The 23487-nt window shown below is 56.3% G+C and carries 20 protein-coding genes; 16 read left to right on the top strand and 4 right to left on the bottom strand.

Going from position 1 to position 23487, the window contains the following annotated elements:
* Nucleotides 1-303: 303 nt before the first annotated feature.
* Together ACPOL_RS20790 and ACPOL_RS20795 are read right to left on the bottom strand one after the other, a co-directional pair.
* Complete coding sequence (locus ACPOL_RS20790; RefSeq protein WP_114208754.1) at nt 304-939, bottom strand: response regulator; 636 nt, start codon at nt 937-939, stop codon at nt 304-306.
* The gene (locus tag ACPOL_RS20795) at nt 932-3076 is read right to left on the bottom strand and encodes a GAF domain-containing sensor histidine kinase (RefSeq protein ID WP_114208755.1); all 2145 of its coding nucleotides are present in this window, start codon (nt 3074-3076) and stop codon (nt 932-934) included. The genes ACPOL_RS20790 and ACPOL_RS20795 overlap by 8 nt, the downstream gene beginning before the upstream one ends.
* Before the next feature lie 933 nt (nt 3077-4009).
* Here ACPOL_RS20795 and ACPOL_RS20805 point away from each other — a divergent pair.
* The 9 genes from ACPOL_RS20805 (at nt 4010) to ACPOL_RS20845 (ending at nt 12145) form a co-directional block, all read left to right on the top strand.
* Nucleotides 4010-6190 (top strand): aldehyde dehydrogenase family protein, encoded by a 2181-nt coding sequence (locus ACPOL_RS20805; protein WP_161557477.1) that lies wholly within the window; start codon nt 4010-4012, stop codon nt 6188-6190.
* 38 nt (nt 6191-6228) lie between these two features.
* Nucleotides 6229-7272, top strand: a complete 1044-nt coding sequence (locus ACPOL_RS20810; RefSeq protein WP_114208757.1) for an alcohol dehydrogenase catalytic domain-containing protein — start codon at nt 6229-6231, stop codon at nt 7270-7272.
* Nucleotides 7273-7283: 11 nt separating this feature from the next.
* Nucleotides 7284-8102 (top strand): SDR family NAD(P)-dependent oxidoreductase, encoded by an 819-nt coding sequence (locus tag ACPOL_RS20815; protein WP_114208758.1) that lies wholly within the window; start codon nt 7284-7286, stop codon nt 8100-8102.
* Nucleotides 8103-8145: 43 nt separating this feature from the next.
* A complete protein-coding gene (locus ACPOL_RS20820) occupies nt 8146-8856 on the top strand; it encodes an SDR family oxidoreductase (RefSeq protein ID WP_114210951.1) in 711 nt (236 codons plus the stop codon).
* A gap of 17 nt (nt 8857-8873) precedes the next feature.
* Entirely contained in the window at nt 8874-9560 is a 687-nt protein-coding gene (locus ACPOL_RS20825; protein WP_114208759.1) for an NADPH-dependent F420 reductase, read from the top strand.
* 108 nt (nt 9561-9668) lie between these two features.
* A complete protein-coding gene (locus tag ACPOL_RS20830) occupies nt 9669-10253 on the top strand; it encodes a TMEM175 family protein (RefSeq protein ID WP_114208760.1) in 585 nt (194 codons plus the stop codon).
* Nucleotides 10254-10536: 283 nt separating this feature from the next.
* Nucleotides 10537-11115: a TetR/AcrR family transcriptional regulator gene (locus tag ACPOL_RS20835; protein ID WP_114208761.1), complete on the top strand. Its 579-nt coding sequence runs from the start codon at nt 10537-10539 to the stop codon at nt 11113-11115.
* A 38-nt stretch (nt 11116-11153) separates the two neighbouring features.
* Nucleotides 11154-11579 (top strand): hypothetical protein, encoded by a 426-nt coding sequence (locus ACPOL_RS20840; protein WP_114208762.1) that lies wholly within the window; start codon nt 11154-11156, stop codon nt 11577-11579.
* On the top strand, nt 11576-12145 hold the full coding sequence (locus ACPOL_RS20845) for a DinB family protein (protein ID WP_114208763.1): 570 nt from the start codon (nt 11576-11578) through the stop codon (nt 12143-12145). Before ACPOL_RS20840 ends, ACPOL_RS20845 begins: the two co-directional genes overlap by 4 nt.
* Before the next feature lie 8 nt (nt 12146-12153).
* Here the strand turns inward: ACPOL_RS20845 and ACPOL_RS20850 are convergent, their stop codons facing one another.
* Nucleotides 12154-13788, bottom strand: a complete 1635-nt coding sequence (locus ACPOL_RS20850) for a DHA2 family efflux MFS transporter permease subunit (RefSeq protein ID WP_338026688.1) — start codon at nt 13786-13788, stop codon at nt 12154-12156.
* 102 nt (nt 13789-13890) lie between these two features.
* Between ACPOL_RS20850 and ACPOL_RS20855 the strand changes: the two genes are divergently transcribed.
* The 6 genes from ACPOL_RS20855 to ltrA all read left to right on the top strand — a co-directional run bounded on the left by ACPOL_RS20855 (nt 13891) and on the right by ltrA (nt 20968).
* Nucleotides 13891-14979 (top strand): NmrA family NAD(P)-binding protein, encoded by a 1089-nt coding sequence (locus ACPOL_RS20855; protein ID WP_161557478.1) that lies wholly within the window; start codon nt 13891-13893, stop codon nt 14977-14979.
* Nucleotides 14980-15003: 24 nt separating this feature from the next.
* Nucleotides 15004-16137 carry an NmrA family NAD(P)-binding protein gene (locus tag ACPOL_RS20860; protein ID WP_114208764.1) on the top strand — a complete coding sequence of 378 codons (1134 nt, stop codon included), beginning with the start codon at nt 15004-15006 and terminating at the stop codon, nt 16135-16137.
* A gap of 23 nt (nt 16138-16160) precedes the next feature.
* Entirely contained in the window at nt 16161-17009 is an 849-nt protein-coding gene (locus ACPOL_RS20865) for a class I SAM-dependent methyltransferase (protein ID WP_114208765.1), read from the top strand.
* 264 nt (nt 17010-17273) lie between these two features.
* Entirely contained in the window at nt 17274-17675 is a 402-nt protein-coding gene (locus tag ACPOL_RS20870; protein ID WP_114208766.1) for a hypothetical protein, read from the top strand.
* Nucleotides 17676-18014: 339 nt separating this feature from the next.
* Nucleotides 18015-18815 (top strand): SDR family NAD(P)-dependent oxidoreductase, encoded by an 801-nt coding sequence (locus ACPOL_RS36445; protein WP_114208767.1) that lies wholly within the window; start codon nt 18015-18017, stop codon nt 18813-18815.
* Nucleotides 18816-19357: 542 nt separating this feature from the next.
* Complete coding sequence (ltrA, locus tag ACPOL_RS20880) at nt 19358-20968, top strand: group II intron reverse transcriptase/maturase (protein WP_236656927.1); 1611 nt, start codon at nt 19358-19360, stop codon at nt 20966-20968.
* Between the two features lie 102 nt (nt 20969-21070).
* Here the strand turns inward: ltrA and ACPOL_RS36800 are convergent, their stop codons facing one another.
* A complete protein-coding gene (locus ACPOL_RS36800; RefSeq protein WP_236656928.1) occupies nt 21071-21496 on the bottom strand; it encodes a hypothetical protein in 426 nt (141 codons plus the stop codon).
* An 844-nt stretch (nt 21497-22340) separates the two neighbouring features.
* On the opposite strand from ACPOL_RS36800, the gene ACPOL_RS20890 reads away from it, so the two are divergent.
* Complete coding sequence (locus ACPOL_RS20890; RefSeq protein WP_414633386.1) at nt 22341-22628, top strand: S41 family peptidase; 288 nt, start codon at nt 22341-22343, stop codon at nt 22626-22628.
* The last annotated feature ends 859 nt before the right edge of the window (nt 22629-23487 follow it).

Genomic DNA, 23487 nt, shown 5'->3' on the forward strand with positions numbered 1-23487 from the left:
CCGAATCCTCGCGACGTGAGGCGTGTCCACATGCCGAACAAACGTGCACATGAATGAGTTCCACCTCGGGATCGCCATTCTGATTCATCGCATTAATCCGTTTGATAGTCAGCAACAAGTGCCACACCAAGAATCTCGCCGGTTCTCGTGGCGTGCATCGGATAAACAGCGATAACTATCTACGGACAAGTGAGGACGTGTCTGGTCTTGTATGTCGCAGAATCAAGGGTCCTGCCGTCCAAGTGAGCGCTTGCGGGTTTATTGGCAGACAGAGAAGCCGCGCGAGGAGCAAGCTCTTTACGCTTACAAATTGAGAAATCCGCGCTGCGCAGCCGAGACGACGGCTTCTGTGCGACTGCTCGCTCCCAACTTTCCAACGATGTTGTCGACGTGGGTTCTCGTGGTTGCTTCTGAGATGTTCAGCCGTGCGGCGATCTCTTTATTGCGAAGCCCCTGCGCCATCTCAAGCAGAACCTCACGCTCACGGGGCGTTAGTTCCACGCGTTTACCCTGTTCTACAAGTTGAATTGCAAGCTTGGCCGGGATGAATAGTCTGCCGCTTCTTACGGCGCTGATAGCGTTGACGAGTTCTTGATCGTCAACCGAATCCTTTATCAGGTAGCCGCGGGCACCAGCATCGAGTGCACGATGGATGTTTTCATCCCCCGCATAGGTGGTCAACACGAGGATCAGAGCCCTCGGCCACTCCTTGCAGATGCGTTCGATAGCTTCGACACCATCAATTCGACCTCCGAGACGAAGGTCCATCAGCACGACTTCGGGCTGAAGCTCGCGATATCGGAGAATCGCGTCTTCAGCGCTGGATGCCTCTCCGATTAGCTGGAGGCTTGGCTCGGTAGCGATGATCGCGGCAATGCCTCGCCGGACGATTGCGTGATCGTCTACTGAAAGAATCCGAATCTTCTTGACGTCACCCATGTACAGGAACCTCTACCGAAACTTGACTTCCTTGCCCAGGCTTACTCTGGATATCGAAGCTGCCACCCAGGGCGGCGGCGCGCTCCCGCATACCCGCCAAACCCCAATGTCCAGCGGTCCGCACGGCATTTTCGACGTCAAAACCAAGACCGTCGTCGCTGACAACCGCCCGGATCTGATTGCCTAGCCTGTGGATCTCAATAGAGATACGACTAGCACTTGCGTGTTGCACCGCGTTACGGAAGGCCTCGCGGACGATACGGAAAAGATTTTCTGTTCTTTCTTCAGTCATGTCAGACAAATCGTTGAGGCAGCTGAAATGCATCTTGACCTGAGGATGTCGTTCGCACTCGGCCGATAAGACGCTGGCGATCATCTCATTCAGGCTTGCTCCTTTTGTTTGTTCACCGCGCATGTCGCCCACGGCGCGACGAGCTTCATGCATGGCACCCACGCTCTCGTTCAATGCCATATCGATGTGTGACGCCAGCGCTTGTGAGGCCAACACGTCATCAGAGGAACGGAGTTGCTTGACTACCGCGCGAAGTTGCATAGTGACTCCAGCGAAGCCTTGCAGCAGGGTGTCATGCATTTCGCGCGCGATCCGATTACGTTCTGCAGTCGTCGCTCGACTCTTCTCGTGGGAGACAGCTTGCTCGCGAGCATGTCGTTCCATCTGCCGGAGCTTCATGATTAGAGCCGCATGATTGCTTAGAGCAGCGAGGACCTCTTGCTGCTCCTCTGTGAACGATGTGTGGCCCGTCAAGCCCAAATCGATAACACCCAGTGCTTGTTCACCCGCTATGACAGGAATCGCAACTGTTGCTTTGCGCCAGTGAGTGAGATTCGAGTTGATTACGCCCCGCCGCGAGATCGCGCGCACCTCGTCATCAGCTCTCTCACAATTGGCATAAATCATCCTAAGATCCGCGAGACAAGAGCGAAGAGTCGACGTACTGTATGCATCGAATGCGGCTTGGTGGGGTTCCCAATGCACTACCCCATCCTGAAACCAGAACTCGCTGCGAAGCGTGTTGGCACTAGCGTCGTAAATGTATAGGTGCCCTTCCTTTGCTCCTGCGGAGTCCGCAATACGAAGAACGACCTCCGACAAGCTCTGATCGAAGTCAGCGGATTGAGCAACGGCGTGTACGCTGTCTTTCAAGGCGGCGTTGGCCTTGACCAGCTCCGCTACCCGCTGCTGCGCCGCCTTCTCTTGCTCGCGCGCAATCGCCGCCTGCTCTACTTGCGCCGAAATGCGTTGAAATTCCAACGCAAGACCCACCTGCGTGGAAAGCGCGCTAATGGTTTCTTGAACGATTGAACTTGGCGCGGTCGACTTAATATAGGCGAGACCGAGATAACCCTTCACTTCCCCGCCAACCTTGTAAGGAAAGTCATACAGCATCTGATTGCCGGCTTCTTGCTGGAAACGGGTTATCATCGGAAGAACATCGGTCAGAATTTCGCCAACCCTTCGCCAGCGCGGTTTTCCGGCGGCTATTTCCGAGAAGTATCCCTGCCTGTCTTCTGCACTTGCACGCCTGATCTCCTCATTCGACTCCGGCGCAATCACATCTTCAGCTGTAGCAGTCACGCCATCTTTGTTGACCATCACAAATTCAAATTCAGTTCCGCGATTCCGCCTCAAGATTGCTCCGGCCGACGCTCCTGAAACCTTAACGGCTTGGCCAAGAAAGCTTCGAAGCAATCCCTCCGGACTCTGCTCTCTCGTGAGTTCGTCCATGCAGTTGCGGAGCGCCTCATTAGCTTTCGCAAGCTCCTCCGCTCGCTGCTGCGCAGGCTTCTCTTGCTCGTGAAGACTCGCTTGTTTCTCCGACTCGATGGAGAGTCGGTGTAGTTCCAAGGCCAAGGTAGCCTGCTGTGAAAGGCCATTTACGATCTCTGCTGCGGCTCTAACAGCTTCGATCAGCGCGGCATCGACATCAGCGGCATTCGCGAGACGGGCAACGCTGCGCCGTAACAGCTCATAGGCTTTGGCCAACTCATTATGTGCCTTTTCCAACTCAGGAATTCGCTCTTCGGCTTCGACTGCTCGCCGCTCTGCCTCAGCAGGATTGAGGAGAAGATTGCTATCGGAGCTGTTGACCGCGCCCTGGAGTATCGATGCGGGCATATACCTGCCTCCCAAAGAGTCCCACGAATCATTTTCGCACTAAGGCGCGTTTGGCGTCGTCCTCACTTTTACGTAGGAAATCTCTAGCGATCTGCGTACGCGAAGGCTGAAGAAAAGCGGAGGCTTCCGCTGCGATGTAGAGCGAACCTGTGGGGCATGACTGACATTCAAGTGGACAGCGGTAAGACTCAATCGAACCCACCCTCGAATTGGTGCAGGGTGTTCACTGCTGAAGCTGAGTCACTGCTTCGACTCGGGTTCAGCCTAACGAACAATGAAGGCTACGCGCTGAGCGCAGTTATCTTGGGGCTGGAAACGGTCCGCTCGCGCTTTGCTGATCGGGCATCTTCCAAGGTGAATCAATTGTCATTTGCAGGATTCGCTACTATCTCGGCGTCCTTGGGCATGCTCGCGTGTCTACCGAAGCGCAGCGCGGTGCAGGGCGGTCAAGCAGTCTCTGAAATGCTGCTCAATTTACCTGCTTGCTCCAGACTCGTGTTTTGTCTACGTATTCTCGAAGGGCTTTCTTTAGAAGCCACTTCGATGCTGGTTGGACAGTCTGAGGACGATTGCAAAGAGCACATCAGCACGGCTCTTCGGAGTCGATGGCAGAGCGCATCTCCTCAATTCTACGTAGCGAGAAGCAACGCTTTTGCCGATGCGTCGCAGACCTCAGAGCGGCACACTGAAATTGCTGAGGAATCAGTCACCCGACCACAGCCGGCTAGAAGGATGCAGTACCACCTTTACAGGCAAGATGCCAGTCAAGACCTTTAGCGTTCATCAATCGAGATCTAGATACGTTGCGGATTGCACATATCGGACGTTTAGAGGCATCTGCAATGTACCAGAAAACAGACCTCGATCTAAATTGTCCGGCCTTATGCGAAGGGGCCGATTCGAAACCATAACGCAGATCAACCCGGAGGAGAAATGATGGTCTCGCCTATAACAACCCAGAGCGCTCAGACGCACGCCTTGCCTAACGAAGCCCCGGTGGTGGCCAAGTCGCGCGCCGGAGTCGCGAAAATCGGAAAGGGTAAGCTTTTTATCAACGGCCAGTTCGTCGACGCCGAGGGCGGCAAAACTCGGCCCAATGTGGATCCCTCAACAGAATCGGTAACCACTACGGTAGCCGACGCGTCTGCGGAAGACGTCAAGAAGGCTATCCATGCTGCCAGAGAAGCGTTCGATAGTGGCCCGTGGGGCAGCATGAATCCGTTCGACCGCGGGCTCATATTGCAGCGCGTCGCGACGCTGATGCTCGAACGGGCTGAAGACTTCGCCACTCGTGAGACGGTGGATGTGGGCAAGCCGATCACCCCCACGAAATCCTTCGATGTCCCTCAAGGTGCCGCCTCGTTTGCCTACTACGGATCGCTTGCGGGGCAACTGGATGGCGCTACACGTCCGGGCAACGGCGCAAGCATGGTCTATACCAGACGAGAGCCGCTTGGGGTCGTTGGAGCCATCAGCCCGTTCAACTTTCCTCTGAACCTCTCTATCAACAAGATCGCACCGGCGCTTGCAGCGGGCAATACGATCGTTCACAAGCCCGCTGCGGAGACGCCGCTTTCTGCTCTCCTGCTTGCAGAGGTCTTGCAAGATGCCGGCCTACCGAAAGGCGTTTACAACCTCGTCACAGGCAGCGGATCCGTGGCCGGAGCGGAGGTGATCGCCAACCCCGGGGTGGACAAGATCGCCTTCACCGGTTCTACCCAGGTGGGAAAGCAGACTCAGGAGATCGCGTCTAAAACCCTTAAGCATGTAACGCTGGAACTAGGCGGGAAAAACGCTCTTCTGATTTTTGCCGACGCTGTCAATGGGCCCTCCGCCGACCTCGATGCGCTAGTCGAGACCGTATTCCAGGCCGGCTACTTCAATTGTGGCCAGTTTTGCATGGGATGCTCTCGCGTCATTGTCGAGCGGAGTGTCCATGACCAGTTGGTTGAGGCTCTCTCACAGAGGATAAAAGGCGCGAAAGTTGGCGACCCTTTCGACGCGTCCACAGAAGTCGGTCCGTTGGCGCACAAGGCTCAATACGACAAGGTCCTCGAATACGTGGGCATTGCGCAATCCGAAGGTGCAAAGATCGCAGTTGGAGGCAATCCGCTTCGGGTGAAAGAAACCGGTGGGAAGGGTTTCTTCCACGAGTTGACGTTGTTCACCGGAGTCAGGCCAACGATGCGCGTCGCCCAAGAAGAGATATTTGGGCCAGCTCTGAGTGTGCTTACTTTCGACACGGAAGCGGAGGCGCTCAGGATCGCGAACGGGCTTCCCTATGGCCTTTCGGCCGGTGTAGCAACGCATGATCTGAACCGCGCACACCGTGTCGCGGCTGGGCTGCAAGCGGGCATCGTCTGGGTCAACACCTGGGGCCAGTTCACCGCGACGACTTCCTTCGGAGGCTACAAGCAGTCAGGATACGGTCGCGAGATCGGTCCCGAAGGCATTGAAGAGTACCTCCAGAGCAAGACGGTCTACGTGCAGATGAACGGGTTAGGGATTAGAGCCGCCTACCATAACAGAATTCAAAAACCATCAGGAGCAGCTATGCCGAAGACCTTGCAGGATACGATCCTACCGGACACGTTCTTCTCAAATCGTTTGAGCCTACCCGGCAACGACACTCTTAACGCGGATGACAAATTTGCCATTCTTGACGTGAGCTTTCGTTTTGAATGGTGCTTTGACTCGCAGCATATGGATGAACTGGCCGCCATACTCACCGACGACGTGATCCTCGATCACTTCTGGGGCTATCGAGAAGGAAAGCCGGCAGTGATGGAGTTGCTGAGGGCCAACGTCCCCGCTACGCGAGGAATCCGTCATCAGAGCACCAATGCCGTAATCGTTCCGGATGGCGACGGTTCGGTCAGCGTCATTAGCTACCTGTTCGCTGTCCTTGTCGCAAATGGCAACGGGCTTCCGGCGATTGCAGGTCATGCGCTGGTGACAGACGTGATTCGGAAAGATGGCGATCGTTGGAAGATCGCACGCCGCACATTCGAACAGATGCGTACTCCCGAGGGCTACTTGCCTGCGGAGACGGAGGAGCTTTGGCAGGCGACGGCGGCGGATCGAGGCCCGGTGCTTGAGAAAAGCACCCTCTAGTGTCTAAGAAGCCAAATCCCCTATAACGAGAGGTTGAGATGTCAGCAAATGGATCTAGTCGTACCAAAATGAAGGGTCAGTGGCTCTCTGCGGCAAGAGCCCCGCTCGAATGGAAGGACCTGGATGTACCGACGATCGGACCGGATGAGGTGCTCATCAAGGTCCATGCCTGTGGAGTTTGCGGTTCCGATATCCATCTGCTCGAAGGAGATTTTGGACCGTTCGCACGGACTCCACTGGTTCCTGGACACGAAGTGGCCGGCGTCGTCAATGCGGTAGGTAGCGCCGTGGTCCACCTAAAGGTCAATGATCGCGTAGGTCTGGGTTGGACCCAGCACTCGTGTGGAGTGTGCCCACAATGCACCGCGGGCAACACCTCCATCTGCAGTCGCCAACAGGTGACCGGCATTCAGGTCAACGGAGGCTATGCCGAGTACGTGAAAGCGACAGCACGAGATGTAATCAAGATTCCCGACAACATCACCCTGGAAGAAGCCGCTCCGCTAATGTGCGCCGGTATAACCACCTATTCCCCGCTTCGACTGCTGAACGTTCGGCCTGGGCAGCGAGTCGTGACGCTGGGACTCGGCGGTTTGGGCCATGTCGCCGTGCAGTTTGCTAAAGCGCTCGGCGCGGAGTCAATCGGAGTTGCACGCGGACAGGACAAGGTCGAACTTGCCATGAACAAGCTGGGCGCGGACCTGGCGATCGACTCATCGAAGACAAACTGGGTCGAAGAGGTGAATCGTTTGGGAGGCGCAAACGTCGTCCTTAATACCGCCAATAACGCGCAACTGATGGGGGAAGCCGTTCACGCGCTCGCGCCGGATGGAACGCTGGTTCTGCTTGCCGTTGATCCAAACCCGTTGACATTGCCATCCTCGGGCGAGTTCATTCAGAGTCGCCGGCGGCTCATGGGGTCAAGCACCGGCTCTATCAGCGATGCGGTCGAGATGTTCGAGCTTGCGTCGCGGCGCGGTATCCGACCAATGATCGAGACCTATCCAATGGCCAATGCCGCCGCGGTTGTAGAGCGCGTAAAAGCTGGTAAGCCAAGATTCCGCGCCGTACTCAGCACATAGTAGGGGAAACTATGACAACAAAGCAGCGACAGAGTGTAGCTCTCGTCACGGGGGCTACGGACGGTCTTGGGCGGGGGCTCGCAAGAGCTTTCGCCCAGGCAGGTTGGAATGTTCTTGTACACGGGCGGAACGCGCATCGTGGACGGCAAGTTGTTGACGAGCTCACGTCGCTCGGCGCGGCGGCTAGCTTTTACCAAGCCGATTTTGCTTCCTTCGATCAGGTGCGCTCGTTGGCAGACGAGATTTGCGCGAGCTACAGAAGACTCGACGTGCTGGTCAACAATGCGGGACTTGGGATTGAGGACGCTCGGCAAGAGAGCCGCGACGGGCTAGAGATGCTATTGCAGGTTGACTACCTGTCTCCGTACCTCCTGACCCGGAGACTGTTGCCGTTGCTTTCTCAATCCGGCCCTACTCGAATCGTCAACGTGTCATCGGCGGGGCAGTCGCCGTTGAACTTCAAAGACCTTATGCTGGAACACTCGTGGAGCGGTCAGCAATCTTATTGCCAGGCAAAGCTGGCGCAGATCATGATGACGTTCGACCTTGCGGAGGAGTACAGCGCAGATCAGGTCACAATCAACGCACTGCATCCCGCCTCGATGATGCCTACCAAAATCGTTGTGGGGCGATTCTCACCTATGAGTACCTTAGAGTCGGGCGTCGAGAATGTCTTCCGGCTCGCAACCGACGATCGTTTCCTTGGTGTGAGTGGGAAATATTTCAATGAGTTGCGAGAGGCACGGGCGAACGCTCAGGCTTACGACGCACATACCAGAGCTGAACTGAAAAGAGTCAGTGAGCAGCTACTCGGCGACTGCCTCGACTAAGCAGGCAGGAACTATCGACAAATCTATGTGGGAGGACAATGGAATGGGCGTGAGAAGAGTTGTCGTCGTCGGCGGCACTTCGGGGATCGGACTTGCAACGGCACAGCAGCTCGCCGCAGAGGGAGCGGACGTGCTCGCGTTGGGGCGAAACGAGAAACAAATCGACGAAGTGAAGGAAGCGCATCCCGAGGTCAGATTCGCATTGGCCGATGCGGCGTCCCAGGAAGCCATGGCGAGTTGCTATGCAGCGTTTGGTCCCTTCAGCGGCCTTGTGCTGTGCGTGAGCGGTGCCAAGGGTGCTGGCTTTTTCAAGGATCTGGAAGCGGACGATGTACTGAGCGGCTTTCAGCAGAAGTTCATCCCGCAGTTCCGCGCCGCTCAGGCCGCTTTGCCGTTCTTAAAGCAGGATGGGTCCATCACATTCGTTTCCGCGATCTCTGCTCGTGCGGCTAACCCCGGAACGGCCGGTCTCGCCGCTATCAATGGCGCTATTGAAGCAATGATCAAGCCGCTTGCTCGCGAATTAAAGCCTCTTCGCGCAAATGCCGTTTCGCCCGGAGTCGTCGAGACACCATGGTGGAGCAAAGTGCCAGACGCGGTGCGGGAGCAATTGCTGCAACAAAGCGCCGCGGCCTCACTGGTCGGGAAGAATGCGCAGGCGGAAGAACTTGCCCATGCCATTGTGTTCCTGATCGGAAACGGGTTTGTCACCGGAACAGTTCTGGAAGTCGACGGCGGTCTGCGACTTTCCTAAAATTCGTGGAGTCAGCTATGAGGATTGGACTCATTGGAAGCGGAAACATGGGTCGGGCGCTCGGCGTTAGGCTGGCTCAGAGCGGGCATGAGAACTTCTTTGGTGCGCGAAGCTCAGTTCAAGCAGAAGACGCGGCAAAGCTTGCCGCCAATAACAGCAAACACGGATCGGTCGATCAAGCTGCTGGTTTTGGAGACGTGCTGATTTGGACCCCTCGAGAGGTGGACGCGACCAGAGTGCTTGACGACGGCTCAATTCTGCGCGGCAAGGTCATTGTCGACGTAGATAACCGGAATTATGCGACGGACGTGCGGACCGGTGCGTGGTTCGAAGTGAGTCTCGCTGAACGGCTTCAGAATAGTCTTCCAGATGCACAGGTGGTCAAAGCGTTCAACACGATCGCCATGGAAACGTTTGATCGCTCGGCGGAGAGCCTCCGCTCGCAAGGTGCTCAAACCTTCATTGCGGGACGACAAGCTGAAGCAAAACGGATTGTTGCCGAGATCGCGAGCACATTGGGGTTTGAGGCAATCGATCTCGGGAGCAGCCCGGCAGCCTTGCGGGCCATAGAGGCTTTGGGAGATATCATCCGGCTGCTCATGATCGAAGAGGGACAGGGCGGCGACGCGCACATAAAGGTGATCAAACTAGTGGGACCAACTCTCGGAACCATCGGAACTCGGGAGCACTCTAAGTACGAGTGAACAGTGATTGGGGAAGGGGCGAGATCAGCCGATCCCACCCTCTTAGCCAGAAAGCGAGCTCTTGCGATAAGGCTAACGAGCTTTCCATCAGAAGAAGGGTCCAATTTCATGAACAAGAATAGGGTTGAAGCCTTCAGTGATGGCGTCTTCGCAATCGCGGCCACTTTAGTTATCGTTGAGATTCGCCTCCCCATGTCCGGAGACGTCTGGACGTCGTTGTGGGCGCAACGGGCACAGCTGTTGGCCTTTGGACTCAGTTTTCTGATCGTCACCATGTACTGGATTGCGCATCACGTCTTCTTTGACTTCATCGCTCGAACCGATCGCACGCTTCTCTGGTTGAACAATCTCGGACTTACGCTCATCTCATTCTTGCCCTTCCCGACGATGGTTTTGGGAACACATCCGCTCGACCCCGCTGCCATTTGTCTGTACGGTTCGACGCTCATTCTCGTCAATCTCTTCAACCTGCTTCTGTGGCGTCACGTCGCCGCTCACGACCATCTCCACAAACCCGAGTTGACTCCAGAACTAGCTGGCCGGGTGTCACGAATCCACATGGCACCAGTCGCGCTCTACGCTTTGGCCATCCTACTTGCATTTCGAACACCGCAGCTCAGTCTATTATGCGTAGGTGCAGTACCGGTGTTCTTCATCCTCGCCTCTCCCAAGTTGGATAAACACAAGCTCTGATCGAACTGGAAGTTGAAGCATGGCGGCGATCGACGCTCTCCGTCCACATTCCATGTAGAACAGCGACGCGTGGAAGGGCCGGATCAACAGACCCGATTTAGAATGACAAAGCCTCGCTTTTACGTGACGGCAAGTCGGAGATGTGCGACCAGTCATTTCGTTTTTGTCATAGAGTGCATGTATACTCTAAGTCAGATTGAGCAACGCGTAGGTGCAAGCCGAGCAACCGGGTGCAAGCCGACCAACGTGACTGCCGTACTCTAGGGCGGGGAGGGAGACGCCTATGCCGAGACGTTCTGCTTCTGACAAAGCTAAGACACACGAGAAAATTTTGACTCACGCCTCGCGTGAGTTCCGTGCGCGCGGGAGTTCCGTGGGCATCGCCGACGTGATGAAGGAGATCGGGCTGACTCAGGGTGGCTTTTATCGACACTTTGGAAGCAAGGATGAACTGTTTGTCGACGCAATCGCTTTGAGCTTTCGAGAACTTGGAGACAGGCTTGAGCGAGTAGCGGAATCCGTACCGTCTGAGAAGGCTGCCGAAGCGATCATCGACGCGTATCTAAGCATGGATCACGTGCGTCATCCGGAAACCTGGTGCGCGTTGGCGTCTCTGGCACCCGATATCGGCCGTATGCCTGTCTCCGTCAGAAAGCGCATCGATAACGCGACGATGTGGTACATGGAGCGCATGTCCAAGTACATGAAGGGTGCCGACGCTCAAGAAAAGCGTCACAACTTCATTCTGCTGTTCTCTGGGATGGCCGGGTCGGTTTCGCTCATTCGTTCCCTGGGTGATTCGGGAATGAAAGAACAAGCGCTGACGCTCGCAAGATCGCATTACGTGCGCGTTTTCGGATAGCGATGTCAAAGGATGTTGTTCAGAATAGGAGAGAGATCATGAGAAGCGTTACCATTCGTATGATTGCGCTTGTTGCGCTGACCGCCCCCTTGATAGCGTTCGCCCAGCAGAGTCCTGTCGCTCAGGCTGTCCAATCCACCCCATTAACGAAAGTGCTTGCCATTGGGCATCTCGTTTCGCCACCTTCGGGTAACAGCTTCAGCTCAACGATGGATTCGGAAGTTCGGGACACGGTGCGGCTTTACTTAGCGGGCAAGATCGATCAGTGGTACGTACGGAAGGACCAAAACGGCGTGGTCTTTGTCCTCAACACAACTTCCTTGGAGGACGCACATCGCCTTTTGGACGGCCTTCCCCTGGTCAAGGCCAATCTCATGCAATTCGACTTGATTCCGCTCGGCCCGCTTTCGCCGTTGGGGCTGCTCTTGAAGGACACGCCCTCGCCTGCGGCGCAAACTGAATGAACACCTGCTCGACCGTTCAGGGACCTTGGTATGCAACGCCGGACGAGATCGCAGAATTGTCAGAGAACCTGAAGCGTGCTCACTTGTCGCTTCTGAGTGCTTTAGAGGGGTTCCCGTCTGCCGATTGGGAGCGCGTTGGGACGGATGGCGGCTGGTCAGCAGGTCAGATCGTTGAACATATTTTCCTTGCGCAACGAGTGCTCTGCGAGCAGGTCCACTCACATTTGCATGATCAGGTTCGTCCTGGGCTGCCGGCCATGATGGAGCAGCAGCGGACAAGGCTTTTTCGATATCTACCGGACGGGGGGAAAGCGGAGGCTGGTAAGCGATCCACCGCCTTCGAGGGCCTGACGCAAGGTGGAGTAGCTGGCGAGATTTCCGCAGCAGAAGAACAGTTCTCAGACCTGCTCGGAACGGCTGCTGCCTCTCCCATCAAAGCCATCGGATGGAACAGCCCCTTCTTTGGTGAGCTCAGCGCTCTTTTGTGGCTGCACTACCCGGCACTTCATACGACACGGCACGTTGCTCAGTTGTCGCGACTGCGTGCGTCTTTAGAAGATCGGTAAACCTGCGTTTAGTGACCGGGGGAGGCATCTGGGTCGATCTTAAAGTTACGGGTGTAGAGCGCCAGAGGTGCAAGCACTAGCGTGAGCACGCCAATTGCGTAAAAGCAATCCATGTAGGCCAGAATTTGAACTTGAGCATTGAACATGCGCCCAACCATTGCTGTGGCTTTGTGAGCTGCGTCCACAGGGGATAATCCATGCTGTTGAAGATAGAGCGTAAGACTCTGTACGGTCTCCTGTAAGAGTGTGGAAGACGCCGGCAGGTTCTCGCCTAGACGGGCTTGGTGAAAATTACTGCGCCTTTCTGCCAGAGTGGTGGCAAACGCAATGCCGAAGCTTCCGCCCCAGTTGCGGAAAAAGTTCGTGAGGCTCGAAGCCTTGTTGTTCTGGTCAGGTCGAAGCTCGGAATAGGCGATTACGGTAAGGGGAACAAAGAAGAAAGCGTAGCCGAACCCCTGAAGGGCTCTCGCGAAGGCCCAGTGTCCATAGTCGGTGTCGAGGTTTAGGTGGCTGTAGTAGAGAAACGAATATCCAGCGAATGATATTGCAAGGAACATCAGATACTTAGGGCGAACAATGCCCTTCTGTACGAGAACGGCTCCAACAGGCGCCAACAGGGTGATGACACCTGCGCCTGGTCCCAGGACCAGTCCGGCGTCTATCGCTCGATACCCATAGAGACTCTGAAGTATCTGGGGGATAAGCGTTGTGGATGCAAATAGGCCAACGCTGAACAGAAAGAAGAAGACGTTAGAAATCGCGAAGTTCCGGTTGCCAAGAAGTCGAAAGTCGATCACGGGGTCCTTTTCATTCAACTCCCAAATGACTGCCGTGACGAGGCACGTCAACGCAATCACCAACATCGAGCAGATGAACGTGGACCCAAACCAGTCATCGAGTTGGCCGCGGTCGAGCAATACCTCTAACGCGGCAGAGCCTATCGCGATGAGCGCGATTCCTGTCGCATCGATGTTGAGCTTGCCTTCAGGTGTCCTAGCCGTCTTCCTCTCTTCCGCGAACGAATCCGGATCACGGACAAAGCGATTCGTCATGAACAGTGAAAGCAATCCGACAGGGATATTGATGAAGAAACACCAACGCCAGTTGAAGTTGTCGGTAATCCATCCCCCAACTACGGGGCCGACCGCTGGCGCTGTGACGATAGCGACGGTGTAAAGAGCGAATGCCGACGCCCGCTTTGCGGGTGGAAAAGTGTCGACTAGAATCGCTTGCTCTACCGGAGCGAGTCCGCCACCGCCAATGCCCTGCAGGATGCGGGCAATAAGCATGATAGGCAGCGTTGGTGCGGTGCCGCAGAGGAGTGAACTCAAGGTGAATAGAACGACGCAGCCCATGTAGTAGTTCTTGCGGCCAAATACTCTGCTGAGCCATGCGGACATCGGTAGCACAACAGCGTTTGCTACGAGGTACGTCGTCAGGATCCAGGTGGCTTCGTCGAACGAACGCCCGAGACCTCCTGCGATATGCGGCAAGGCAACATTCGCAATCGATGTGTCGAGCAGTTCCATAAATGTTGCGATCGTCACGGTGATGGCCACAACCCAAGGATTCACCCCCTTCGATATCGACATTCGCGTATTACCGCCGGTCGTCTCCATGCTGGCGCCGTACCTCGTCTTCAATTTGCTAGTTTTTCCTTGCATCATTTAGAGTTCGTACATAATCTAAAAGACTCAGAAATCGGGCGCGACGAATATGCGTTGAATTGGAAAAGGCGAGACAAGATGATAAGGCCGAAGATTTTAGTAACCGGCTCCACGGGCAAAACGGGCTTTCCAACGGTTGCAGAACTGTGCCGTCTGGGGCATTACGTGCGGGCAGTCGCGCATCGCGAGGACGACAGAAGCGCGGCCCTCCGTCAGTTGGGCGCGGAGATTGTCTTAGCTGACCTCTACGACTCGAAGCAGATGGCTTTGGCGATGGCCGGCGTATCCGCGGCATCCTTCTGTCCGCCCGTGCAGCCGTACATGATCGAGGCCGCCAACGTGTTCGCTGTTGCTGCCCATGATGCAGGCGTCCAGCATATTGTTCAGATGAGCCAGTGGCTCGCTCACCCTCGTCATCCGTCGATACACTCGCGCCAACTCTGGCTCGTTGAGGAAATCTTGAGAATGCTGCCAGGCTCCACGTATACACTCGTCAATCCGGGCGTGTTCGCCGACCCTATCCTGCAACTGTTACCCGCTGCAATTCACTTCGGCATGATGCCGAACATCTTCGTCGGTCTGATCAACCCGCCCGCCTCCAACGAAGACATGGGCCGATGCGTCGCTCATGCGCTGGCGAAGCCTGAGCTGCACGCTGGCATGCGTTATCGCCCAACGGGTCCAGATCTGCTCAGCATGCAGGACATCGCAGACACTTTCAGTCGCGTCCTGAGCCGCTCCGTCAAGCTGCGTGACATGCCAGCCGAGACATTTCTGAAGGCCGGTCGAGCTGCCGGAGCTCCCGATTTTGAGGTGAGCAATGTGTATCACTACATTCACGAGTCGCCGCTACATGTGTTTGACACTCACGGGCCTACCGCGGATGTGCAGTGCCTTACGGGGCGGGCACCTGAAGCCTTCGAAACCATCACACGCCGCTACGCAGCCATGCCGTATGCGCGCAACACATTCTTAAACAAGCTCAAGGCATTCGCGTCGATGGCAAAGCTGGTCGTCACACCCTCCCTCAATCTTGCGAGGCACGAAAGTGCGATGGAGTACCCCATGCCGCGCACACCGGAACAGTCGGGCGCGTCCCGGATATGGCATCAGCAGCACGACGACAACAAAGGAAAATACAGCTTCAGAGAAACCACAACGCCTTAGCGGAAGGACCGCTGGAAGGAATATATGACCAAGCCAAAGATTCTTGTAACGGGCGCGACGGGCAAGACCGGGTATGCCCTTGTAGAACAACTCAGAGCGCACGACTGGCCGGTGCGAGCGGTCGCGAGCCGAATCGATGGGCGCAGTGAAGCTTTGCAAAAGCTCGGGGCTGAGGTTGTTGTGGCCGACATGTACGACCCCGAGCAGATGTACCAGGCAGTGTGTGGTACGCAGCGGGCATACTACCTCCCGCTGATGCGGCCATACATGATCCAGGCGGCAAATGCTTTTGCCGTGGCGGCACGCGATGCAGGTCTTGAACACGTCGTTCAGATGAGCCAGTGGACATCCAGCTCGAATCATCCCACGCCGATGACGCGCCAGACATGGCTCATCGACCGTGTCTTTAGATTGATTCCACGCGTCGCGCACACGATCTTCAATCCGGGAATGTTTGCGGACAATTTCCTGCGAACAATCGACTTCGCAGCACTGCTCGGCGTTTACCCGGTGTTGATGGGCACAAGCAAAAGCGCGCCAATTTCAAACGATGACATGGCTCGTTGCGCCGCCACGCTGCTCATGCAAGGGCCTGAGAAGCATGCCGGCCGTAGCTACCATCCCACCGGGTCGCAGCTGCTCGACGGTCGTGAGATGGCCGGAATCGTCGCGGGGGTCGTTGGACATAAGGTGGTCGCAGTGGACCTGCCGCTCGTTATGTTCCGCAAGGTTGCAAGGATGCAGCGCATTGATCCCTACCAGATCGCTCTGCTGGTGCGCTATGTCGAGGACAACAAACAAGGCACGTTTTCGTTTGAGGGCGGCGTGACGGACGTTATGCGCGAGCTGACGGGCAAACCCGCTGAGACGTTTGCTATAACTGCGGCCAGGTATGCGAGCGAGCCTTTTGCAAAGCAAACGATCGGGAACCGGCTCCGAGCATTGTGGAACTTTGCAATTACGCCGTTCTACCCGGCTTACGACCTCGACGGATACCTTCGCAAGTTACACGTTCCGGTGCCTGCACAAACGCTGCACTGCATGCAGGACCCGCAGTGGCGCGATGCGCACGCCGCCCAGATGCAGACGTCGATAGATAGATCGCGGAACGTCGTGGAAGTTCCGAATGAAACTTTGCCCCACTTCACACGCGCCTAGGCGCTCAAACGAAGGAGAGACCGATGCAGGAAGCTAACTTGGAAGCAAGTCGGGATCAGTTCGCAGCATTCAAAGCCAACCAGAAGGAAGTGTGGGCTGGATTTGGTGTCAACGAAGGTTTTACAACGGTCCCCGCCGGTGAGCTTGTGGCATTTGCCGGGGTGAAGCGTGGCGAGCGTGTTTTGGACGTGGGTTGCGGAACAGGTGTAGTGGCCGTCACCGCTGCGCGTGCTGGCGCACACGTGACAGGTTTGGACCTGACGCCCGTGTTGCTGGACCGTGCGAGGGAAAACGCAAGCATCGCCGGAGTCGAGGTGGAATTCGTCGAAGGCGATGCTGAGCGTCTACCTTTTCCCGATACCAGCTTCGACGTCGTCCTAAGCCAGCTTGGACACATGTTCGCTCCCCGACCCGACATTGCGCTTGCGGAAATGTTGCGTGTTCTAAAGCCCGGTGGACGTATTGCGTTCACCACCTGGCCCCCCGAACATGTGACCGGGCAGCTCTTTATGATGATGGCGGCTCAAATGCCCGCTCCACCGGAAGGTTCTCCTAGGCCTAGTCCCCCAGTCCTCTGGGGTGATCCTAACGTTATCCGGCAGCGACTCGGCCAGAGCGTTAGCGACTTGCGCTTCAGCCGGGGAGCGATGATCGCGCCCGCACTCAGCCCCAGGCATGTGCAGATGGGTGTGGAGGCGAGTTTTGGTCCGCTAAAGACCATGCTCGCAAAGCTCGACATTGCCGCGCCGGAACGTGCTGCCCAAATTCGTGAACAAATTGTTGAGCTAGTGCGACAGAACATGGAAGGAAACATCCTTCGGCAGCACTTCCTCATGACGGCGGCAATCAAGAGGGCGGAGCCCGATGCATGACCCGGTAATGTTTATTCTTCAGGCACTCGTCAGCTTTGCTAGTGCCGTTGCGCTGGTGGTGCGCCACCCCGCCTCATTCCAGGTTCCGGATTATGACTTTCTCCGTGCTTTCAAATAGTCCCACGGTAAGCTTGCCGACGATCGTGACCGCTGGTCACGATTAGAGGAACGGATGAGAATCCGACCCTGTCAAGCTATCGCGACGCAAACTACACGTCGAGATAGCTTGACAAGGAAGAGAGCTACCAAGACCGAGACACACATATGACTCAGATAGAGGTAATAGCAGGTTCATTCTTTGCCGTGTTCCTCGTGGCGCTAGTGGTCCGGGACTTGGCGCGCGTCAATGTGGGTGTTGCAGCCCTGGTCTCGGCTTACTGCGTCGTGACCGGTTCGCTTGCCTACCGTGGAGCGCTCCTGTCGACGGCGGAAAGACTGCCTCCCGCCGCGCTCATTGACGGACAATTCCTGATGCTGCTGCTGGTTGCGTCGACATTGGCGCCTGGAATGAAGGCTTGGCGAAAGATCCCTGTCGAGCGGTTCTTTGCCTGGCACTCGATCCGAATGCCTATGGGCGTTCTCAATGCCTATGGGCGTTCTCATGGTCGTACTGGCTTTTTCCGGTCGGCTCGCTCCGCAGTTTGGATGGGGCGCAGGGGTCGGTGAAGTCGTCGTCGGACTATGGGCCGCGGTATACGTCTTCGTTCCGCGATCCCGCAGCGGTCGTTCCGTTGTGGCGTGGTGTGCGCTCGGCCTGCTCGATGTCCTCGTTGGGATGACGACTGCTGTATTGACCTTTCGATCGCCCTTTCAGCAATTTTCGCATGCCCATCAGATGACTGTGATGAGCGCGATACCCATGGTGCTAGTTCCGAGTTTCTCAATGGCCGTGCTTACGATATCCACGCTTCTAATCTTTGTTCGGTGTGAGGAACTTGGTGATGGCCAAGTCCACGGATAACAAACTTCAGTGGATGCGAGCCGTTGTTGAACTTGAGGTATGGAATGAAGAGCAGCGTTCACGAGAAGATAGTGCTCGTACTGAATGCTTCCTCCGCTACTGGGCTAGCACAAAGCTTGTACCTGCGCCGCAAGGGTTACAGGACGATAGGATTGCTCGAAGGTTCGCCCCGGGCCGGTGTGGACCTACCTTTCGAACCCATCCTTACCTCCGTATCGGAAGAAGATAGCCTGCAAACTATCCAGAAGATAATGTCATCCCTTCGCCGACTTGACGCAGTTATTTCTTGGCCGCCGCCATTCCTGCTCGCTGCGTCGGACGAACTCCAAGACGACGAAATAGGAAGATTTCTCTCCGCCCATCTTATTCGAATCCTGAAGATGGAAACGTTGCTCTTGCAGCATATGCGAGCCGCCGGAGGCGGAAAACTTATCAACATCGTTTCAGCTCCCGCACAGAGAGCATTATCCTGTCTCGGGCTTTACCAAGCTACGCAGGCTGCGATACGCGCGTGGTCCGAAGCAACGTCAAGAGAACTCGCGAGCGTCGGCGTTTTCATCTCTGTTGTCGAATGCGGAAGAATTCACGGAGCTAGTGCGAAACTGACGTTACCAGCGCGACCACTCAAGAGGCGAGATCATGACAGACTCGCGACTATGGAGGGCTTGGTCGCCGGAGACCGGCATTGGGTCGGCGATGAGATTCTGGTTGAGAAGGTAGAGCGCATCCTTCAAGAGAGTAAACCGAAGGCTTACTATGCTGCGGACCGAACGGTTGGTTTACGGAGTTTCATCGGACGCTTGCTGCGGTTATTTCTGGGGACAGGTGCACGAGGAGGAACTTGACTCCTGCCGCGCGGCCGACGAGCGGAGGTCGGCCCCGCGGGATGAGGGTACGGGTGCGACTTGAAGTCGTCTGAATGATTGTTCAACACGGGAGGATTCGTGGAGCTGAACCTGCGGTTCCGTCCGCAGTAGCCTATCGGCATCGGCGTAGCTGGCAACGGCTGGGTCGAAAGCTGCCGAGACAAGGGCCCTCTATCTTTCGAGAGAGAGGGAATCCCGTGAGGGCGTCGCTCACACTGCCAGCGTCACGGCGGTGGGAGGGCCGGGCTGAGTGATATGTCCAACGCATGTGAACTGCCGCAGGCATCGTCAACATCAAGGAGCCAAAGACGCTGATAGGCTCCAGCCAAAAGGCACGCAGCCGGTTGCTCCACCCCTAACATGGAGCACGCGGACATAAAGGCTGCCGGTGTGCAGGCAGGGACTACATCATTCGTGTCGTTCAAGCGGAACAAGGTAAGCCCGATGCTCCGCCCTTCGGGGCAGGCGTTGCCGTAAGGCAAGCTGATGGAGCAGCGGGTAGAGGATGCTGGAGAAAGCGAATGCCGCTCTGTAACGGCGCGGATAGGAGTTGCGATATCACTCCGCTGCGAAAGCAGGCAGACTTCCAGCCGGTCGTGGTTGACGAAAGAACTTACAGAATCTTCGTAGGAGGACATGCAAATGAACGTGGCGCAATCCATGTGTGCGGCCTCCGGCCCTGCGTCGCAATGGGAACAGATCGACTGGTCCCGTTGCGAGCAGACGGCCAGGAGACTGCAGGCGCGTATCGTCAAGGCACACAGGGAGGCCGTCACGGTAAGGTGAAAGCCCTGCAGTGGCTGCTGACCCACTCGTTCTGCGGCCGGGCGTTGGCCGTGAAGCGGGTGACGCACAACAAGGGCAAGAACACGCCGGGAGTCGACGGAGCAGTCTGGCGATCTCCGGCATCCAGATACAAGGCCATCGATACGCTGCGGCGGCGCGGGTACTCTCCGCAGCCACTGCGGCGGGTCTACATCCCGAAGGCCAATGGAAAGCTGAGGCCGCTGGGCATACTCACGATGAAGGACCGCGCCATGCAGGCGCTCTACCTGCTGGCGCTGCTCCCAGTCTCGGAAACGACCGCCGATCTCAACTCCTATGGTTTTCGACCGGAACGGTCGACCGCCGATGCCATCGAGCAGGGCTTCAATGCTGTGGGTATGAGAAACAGTGCCCGATGGGTGCTGGAAGGCGACATCCGCGGCTGTTTCGATAATATCAGCCACGAATGGATGCTCGATCACATCCCTGTAGATAAAGAGGTTCTGCGGAAATGGTTGAAGGCGGGCTTCATGGAAAATCGAACGCTGTTCCCCACAGAGGCAGGAACACCGCAGGGCGGGATCATCTCGCCGACGCTGGCGAACCTGACGCTGGACGGGCTGGAGCGGCTTCTGAAGGAGACCTTCCGCAAGCGGAAGATCGACGGGAAGCTGCACAACCTGAAGGTTAACTTCGTACGCTATGCCGATGACTTCATCATCACTGGAAGCTCGAAGGAGCTGCTGGAGGATGAAGTCAAGCCACTGGTCGAGCGGTTCCTGCTCGACCGTGGTCTGCAGCTCTCTCCTGAGAAGACCTGCATCACGCATATCGAAGACGGCTTCGACTTCCTTGGGCAGAATCTGCGTCGGCATGGCGGCAAGGTCCTCACCACACCTTCGAAGAAGAACATGCACGCGTTCTGCGAGAAGGTACGCGGGGTCATTCGTAGGAACGACTCCGCGAAGCAGGTGCACCTGATAGGACGGCTCAACCCTGTTATCCGGGGCTGGGCGAACTATCACCGTCATATCGTCGCAAGTGGGGCGTTCAGAAAAGCGGAGATGGTCCTCTGGCAATCGCTCTGGCGATGGGCGAAGCGCCGCCACCTGAAGAAATCCGCTGCCTGGATCGCTGAGCGGTACTGGCATCGGCTGGGCGCGGGGAGACGGTACTTCGCCGTGATGGCCGGTTCGAACGCGCGGCCTGGCCGCGCAATGGTGGCTTACCTGATCGACCCAAGGAAGATACCGATCGAACGGCACATCAAGGTGAGGTCGAATGCAAACCCGTTCGATCCACGCTGGCGCGATTACTTCGTATCTCGAAAGCGAGCGAAGCGCGTCCGGTCATCGCCTGCGTGGTGAAGCCGGCTTCGCTCACGCGAGGCTTACGCACGGCTTGAGCCGGATGATGGGAAACCATCAAGTCCGGTTCTTAGGGGACGGAGCGGCAGCAATGCCGCTTCCTTACCCGACGAGAAACCGAAGCAAGCGAGAAGTCCTAGCGACTAGTCCGTCATCGGAAGTAACCGGTTCACAGTGTGCCTGATCGATCTTGACTGTCCCTACCTTTGTACGTCGATGCGGCGTTTTATCTGCCTGGACAATCGTTTCTCCCCGGTCTTGCCAGAATGCGCTTACCACGATAATCTCATAGGCAGGCGGTATGACATAAGCCACAAAGAAGCGAGTCGGCAACGCATCGTCGAAGCGGCCTCCCAGCGCTTTCGCCTGAATGGGGCAGAAGCTGTTCGGACCGCGGATGTCATGCAAATGACAGGCATGACCGTTGGTGGCTTCTACAAGCATTTCGAGAGCAAAGACGACCTGCTCGAAACCGACGTCTTCCTCCGCGCAGCTGGCGAGCGGAGGCGGCCACGCAAATGAGTGCACAGGGCGAAATTCGCCGGGAGTTTCCCGTATCGCTGATTAGAACGCTTGTCATCGCACGGAGGAGAACTGCTTGATTCATTCGGACGACCCTTTACAATCCAGGTGTCCACCTGATGGCGGAAGTCAAAAGATTTTCAGGATCAGAAATGAGAGAACTCGCTCTATCTGTCGCTTCGTTTGTCCTACCTGTCTCAGTTCTCTGTGCCTTGATGGCCTCTTCCGCTGTAGACGCCTTGAAGTGCCTGAACATCAAGGGCACTCCTAAGCAATATGTCGCAAACTTTCTTGTGGTGAGAGCGTGTTTGTCTCAGACATGGTGTCGCCCTCTTCGCGTGACGAGTCCCGTATCGAACGTGGCTCCCAAAGATCACAGCCGGCAACCTCTGACTTCCTCTCCTGGGACCTAATCAGCGTGTCGGCGCCCTTCGGGCAATTGTATCTCTCTAACGCTCGCTCAGTAGCGCAGCGATACCCTCGACAGACGCCGGCCCGGAGTGCAGTTACTGTTCATCGCTGTCGTCGCTCCGAGCACAATCACCCTACTCTTGCCTTCCTCCGTTTGCGCCGCACTCGCGGCTTTAACATCCTATCAGCCCCTCCGACCTGCACTTATGGCGGCACTCTCTGAAGAGAAGCTTCAGCCCCAACAAAGGGTGGTAAGGTCATCGCTTATGTTTCGCCATGTTCTATCCTTCCGGACATTCTCAGTCCATTCCGGTGGTGGTCGCAATGAGTTTTACTAGCCTCAACAAAGGAGCAGCTTCAGTGTTGACACTCACAGCTAGAAAGATCTATCGGGCTATAACTCTCATCTGTTTAGTTCACGCATTGGCCGCGTGGAGTTATCTCAGCAAAGGAAGATTTCGTAATGCCGTTTAAGGATAATAAAAGAGCGGTCTTGGTGGGCGAAACGAGCGCGGGTTCTAGTGGACAACCGATCACATTTCACTTTAATGCTGATCAGAGTGTTGCAGTTTCCGCGAAGACGGTCTATTTCCCTAATGGCTCACTGTTCGAGAGAGTTGGTATAACCCCGGATGTTGAAGCTTCTCCGAGTCTGGAAGATTTGAAAGCAGGTCGTGACACCATCTTGGACCGAGCGATTGCTTTAGCTAGAACGGCCAAACCATGAGAATCGCCCCGTGTCTGCCATGTCTAATTGGCCTGTATAGTTCTGATCGCGCCAGCGGAAGCCAAAGTGCAGATCCAAATCGATACCTCGAACGCGCACGCAGTTGAGTTGTTCAGGTTCACGTGGCAGTCTCCAACAAGGTGATCGCGAACCGTCGTAGCTCCTACTGTCAACAGTCTGTACACGATCCGCTGACTGATGCTGGTGATAGGCATATCGTCGAAGAACTTGCGTACGCCCGGAAGACGAGCATCGCCAGTACCGAAGTCGATAATGGTTCCGTCTCGGATGACGCTATCCCAACGGTTACCGTACCCGGACGAGAGAGTTTTAGAGACCGGTCCAGATACGGTGGATTGTCGCCTTCTTCGGTTGTGTTTGCTTAAACGTTTAACGGCGAACCTACTCGGCTTCGGTCAGCAAGTCGGGCTGATTCTCTTGCGGAATGCCGATGTGGATTCAGAAGGCACCCCCCACCACCTGCGTCGGTGAGGAAGATGCGCAGCAGGCAATCCTGACAGCATTGGACGGTAAGCAGTGTTTCGTTGTTCCTGACCGACTCTCGGCCGTCTCGCTCCTCTTGTCCCAGTGCACTACTCGTGTCCGGGATGTTGACCTCTGGCTGTGGGCGTATTGCGGCCACAGCTTTACAGTCTCGGTACAAGTCGTGGACCAATCGGCCGCGCCCGCACAGTTCCAACTTCGACTCTCTACCCGAATTCAGGCGTATCCACTTCTGAATGTCGGTTGCGAGTTCCTCTTTTCGCACGATTTCTGGATGCAAACGCCCAGAATAACTGCAGGCTGGGGCAGGTAAACATCCCGGTAACGGTTGAGTCATCATTCAGATCGCTTGGCC

Source organism: Acidisarcina polymorpha (assembly GCF_003330725.1).
GTDB lineage: Bacteria > Acidobacteriota > Terriglobia > Terriglobales > Acidobacteriaceae > Acidisarcina > Acidisarcina polymorpha.